The sequence below is a fragment of the Umezawaea sp. genome (assembly GCF_036375055.1).
Classification (GTDB): Bacteria; Actinomycetota; Actinomycetes; order Mycobacteriales; family Pseudonocardiaceae; genus Umezawaea.
On sequence record NZ_DASUSQ010000066.1, the window covers coordinates 1 to 4,274 of the forward strand.

The 4,274-nt window shown below is 71.0% G+C and carries 3 protein-coding genes; 1 reads left to right on the top strand and 2 read right to left on the bottom strand.

Annotated elements, in window-relative coordinates:
* Positions 1-778: 778 nt before the first annotated feature.
* A complete protein-coding gene (locus tag VFZ92_RS18510) occupies positions 779-1,027 on the top strand; it encodes a mycoredoxin (RefSeq protein WP_330877205.1) in 249 nt (82 codons plus the stop codon).
* Positions 1,028-1,154: 127 nt separating this feature from the next.
* On the opposite strand, the gene VFZ92_RS18515 is transcribed toward VFZ92_RS18510, so the two are convergent.
* Together VFZ92_RS18515 and VFZ92_RS18520 are read right to left on the bottom strand one after the other, a co-directional pair.
* The gene (locus VFZ92_RS18515; protein WP_330877206.1) at positions 1,155-2,576 is read right to left on the bottom strand and encodes a PLP-dependent aminotransferase family protein; all 1,422 of its coding nucleotides are present in this window, start codon (positions 2,574-2,576) and stop codon (positions 1,155-1,157) included.
* Positions 2,577-2,610: 34 nt separating this feature from the next.
* Positions 2,611-4,274: glycoside hydrolase domain-containing protein (locus VFZ92_RS18520; protein ID WP_330877207.1), on the bottom strand; the 1,664-nt coding region annotated here is incomplete at its 5' end.

The following is a 4,274-nucleotide window of genomic DNA, read 5'->3' on the forward strand; positions in this document are numbered from 1 at the left end:
AACGGCCGGTCCGAGGAGGTGGCCAACGCGACCGCGTCCTTGCGGAACTGCTCGGGGTACTTCGACTTGCCTGACACGGGGAACATCCTTCCCCAGATCGCTGTCTGGGATCAGGGTGCCCGATCCAAGGGGACAACCTCACCTTTCCCCTTTGTCAAGGCATCTTTCCCGCCTTGGCAAAGGGGAAAGGGTGTGGAGACGATTGTGCGAGCGGGGGATGGCTTTTGGTTCGTTGCAAGCCACCCGCCACCCCGTTCCCGCGATTGTCTCGACGCTTCGGTTTGTTTGTCAAGGCGGGAAAGATGCCTTGACAAACAAACCGAAGCGCGACGGCGGGAAGGACCGGGGCGGCGGGGGAGGTGGGGTTGGGAAGAGCAGTTGGCAACCGGGTCGGGTGGGTTTGGTCTGGTGCGGTTGCTCAGGGGCAAGAGCCGGGCTGGGAGTGCGGTGGTCCTGTTCAAGGCCGGCCGGGCCGGGAGTGCGGTGGTCCCGTTCAAGGCCGGCCGGGTTGCGGAGTGCTGGGGTCCCGTTCAAAACTGGCCGCGTTGCGGAGTGTTGTGGTCCCGTTCATGGCTGGCCTGGTTGCCGAGTGTTGTGGTCCCGTTCAGCGCTGGCTGGGGGGGCGGTGGTCCTGGCACCGCTTTTCCGGCCGCCCGCTCACCCCGCTCCTTCGTCCCTCTGACGCGCGAATCACCCCCGTCCTGGGGTAACGACGGGGGTGGTCCGCGCGTTGCACACTGCGGAACCGATCTCCCCCTACCCGAGGAGCGTTAACCCGATGTCCGCTGCGCCCGCGACCCTGACGATGTACTCCACCTCCTGGTGCGGCTTCTGCTACAGCCTCAAGAACCAGCTGAAGCGCGAAGGCATCGAGTACATCGAGGTGGACATCGAGCAGACCCCCGGTGCCGCCGACTTCGTGATGAGCGTCAACGGCGGGAACCAGACGGTGCCCACGCTGCACTTCCCCAACGGCGAGACCTTGACGAACCCCTCGATCGCCCAGGTCAAGGCGCAGTTGGGCTAGTGCCCGATCGCCGCGTCGGGTGCGGGGCTCCCTCCCCGCATCCCGGCACGGGTCGAGCCTAGGAAGCACCGGTGCGCGGTGGAAGTACCAGGATCGGCCCTGATGGACCGGGCCAATGACGACGAGGTCACGTGAACGCCCGGCGCATCCGCGCGAGGCCCTCGTCCAGGTCCTCGGTGGCGATGAGGCCGTAGCCGAACACGAATCCCTGCCTCGGGACGCGCTCGATCCCGCAGAGGGCCATGGAGTGCAGCGCGACGCCGTGCTCGCGCGCCCTGGCGATCACTGCCGCGTCCTCGCCCGGTCGGTCGGTGCGCAGCCACGCCGTGACGTGCAGGCCCGCCGCGCTGGTGATGGGTTCCAGCACGTCGGCGAAGTCCTGGTCGAACGCCATCGCCATCCGGTCCCGCCGCGCGCGGTAGACCCGCCGCATCCGCCGCAGGTGGCCCGCCAGCAAGCCGGAGTCGATGAACTGCGCCAACGCCCCCTGTACCGGGCCCGGCGAGTGCCAGTCGGCCAGGTGCTTCGCCTTGCGCAGCGCCGAGTGCAGCGGCGGGGGAGCGACGCAGAAGCCGACCCGCAGCGTCGGCAGCAGCACCTTCGAGAACGAGCTGACGTAGACGACGCGGCCGGTGCGGTCCAGCGCGTGCAGGGGTTCCACGGGGCGGCCGGTCCAGCGGAACTCGCTGTCGTAGTCGTCCTCCACGATCACCGCGTCCACGCGGTCCGCCCACGCCAGCAGCGCGAGCCGCCGCGACAGCGACAGGGCGTGGCCGAGCGGGAACTGGTGCGAGGGACTGGTGTAGACGAGCTTCGCGTCCTCCGGGAGCCGGTCCACCACCAGGCCCTCGGCGTCGACGGGAACGCCGACCAGCCGCATGCCCATGGCCTGGAACAGCCGCTTCACCGGCGGGTAGCAGGGGTCCTCCATGGCGACCACGTCGCCGGGCGCGAGCATGACCCGCGCGATCAGGTCCACGGCCTGCTGCACGCCGCCGGTGACCATGACGTCGGCCGCCGTCGTCCGGACGGCGCGGGAGACGCCGACGTGCCGGGCGATCGAGGCGCGCAGACCGGCGTGCCCCAGCGGTTCGCCGTACATCCCCAAGCCGGTGGCCGAGTCGCGCAGCTGGCCCGCCAGCAGCGCCCGCCACGTGGCGAACGGGAAGTGCCGCGCGTCCGGCATCCCCGGCCGGAAGTCGAACCTGTCGCCCATCGCCGACAGGTCCGGCGGGGCGGGCATGTCGTCCCACATCGGCCTCGGCCGCAGCGGCGACTCGGGCACCTCGGGTTCCACCGCCCCGCGGAACGGGAGGTCGCTGACGAACGTGCCGACGCCGACCCGGCTGGACAGGAACCCCTCCGCCGCGAGCTTCTCGTACGCGGCGTTGGCCGTGTTGCGGGACACCGAGAGCGCGGCGGCCAGCTCCCTGGTGGGCGGCAGGGCCTCGCCGGGCCGCAGCCGCCCGTCCAGGATGGCCGCGCGGACCTGCAGGTAGATCTGGGCGGTCAGCTCACGTCGTCCGTCCAGGCTCACGTGCAGGTCCACGCTCGGTCCACCTCTTCACGCCGGGGACCGCCCATCAGACCAGGGTGACGGCGTACACCTCCACACGGGGGTCGTCGGGCAGGGTGACCGACTGGAGAACCTTGGCCGGGTCGACGGGCAGCGACTGGCCGAACAGCCGCACCGGCGGTCCGTCCACGCCCTGGCCCGCCTTGATCCGGTGCGGCATGTCGAGCACGACCGAGGTGCCGGGCGGGGTCGAGCCCGCCCAGTCGCCGACGGTCACCGCGACCTGGGTGCTGGTGCCGTCCGCGTACCGCAGCGTCACCGCTCCGGTCACCGGACCGTTGTGGGCGGCCGAGACGAGCTTGACCGCGCTGTAGTTCCCCTGCGGCAGCAGCATCGCCTGGCCCCTGGTCTCGACGAAGTTGTTCGCCGTGCCGGTCGGGTCCGGGGTCGAGTACGTGACACCGCCCCACGACACCGTGCCCGCGGGGGGCAGGAGAGCGGCGTCGTAGCTCCAGCCTCCGCCGTCGAAGTTCCCCTGCGAGGACTCGGCCACCGTGGCGGCGCCGTCGTGGTTGCGCTCGCGGCCGAGGTCCACGGCGCACTGGCCGTCCACCACGGTCGCGCAGCTTCCCGCCGTCCTGATCTCGACCGACGCCGTGCGGGTGACCGTTCCGGCGGTCACCTTCACCTGGTAGGTGCCGGGCGCGGCGCCCGCCGGGACGGTGATCGGCAGCGTCACGGTCTTCTGCACCGGCAGCCGCTTCGACTCGATCAGCAGCGGAGCCCGTTGCAGCGTCGAACCCCACCCCGGCGGCACGACGGCCTTGAGCGGCACCGACAGCGTGCCGGGGGACTGGCCGAGCACGTCGAGGCTCAGCGTCAGGGTCTGCGCGGAGCCCTTGGTCGGCAGGATCGCCGACGCGGGCCGCACGGAGGCGTCCACGTGCTCGCGGCCGTCGGCCGGGGCCTTGTTGACCGACGGCGGTTCGGACCCGGTCTGCGTGCCCCAGTCCGACGGCGTCGCGCCGACCTGGTAGGCCAGCGTGCCGCCCCTCGCCATCGCCTTCCAGTCCAGCCACGTCCTGGTGTGGTTGGCACCGTTGAACTTCACCGTCCGCACGTACCGGTTGGCGTCGGTGACGCCGGGCGCGGTCACGGTGAGCGTGCCGCCCTGCTTCGAGCCGTACTGCCCGATCCGGACGGTCGCGGTCTCGAACTGCGGGCTGGACAGCGCCATGAAGTCGGCGCCGCTCATCGTCGGGTACATCCCGAGCGAGGAGAACACGTACCAGGCCGACATCGTGCCCAGGTCGTCGTTGCCGGGATAGCCGTCGGGCGAGGCGGCGAAGAGCTCGAGCAACGCCGCACGCACCGTCCTCTGCGTCTTCCACGGCTGACCGAGCCAGTCGTAGAGCCATGGCACGCCGAGCTCGGGCTCGTTGCCCAGGTAGGCGAAGGACGACAGCGGACCACGATTGAGCTCGCCGAGGTGGCGATCGAGCCGCTCCACCGCGACCTCCACGCCGCCCATCGCCTCGGCGAGCCCCGCGGGGTCGAAGGGGACCATCCACGTGTACTGCGCGGAGTTGCCCTCGACGAAGCCCTCGCCGGACTCGGGCGTGAAGCCGGGCTTGAAGGCGCCCGCGGCGTAGCGCGGCTCGACGTACCCGCTCGCCGGGTTGAACAGCGTCCGCCACGCGGCCGAGCGCCGCATGAAGGTGCGGTAGGTCT

Bases quoted from the DNA above. Each gene is read 5' to 3' on its own strand.
- VFZ92_RS18510 (WP_330877205.1), top strand. From the start codon at position 779: ATGTCCGCTGCGCCCGCGACCCTGACGATGTACTCCACCTCCTGGTGC.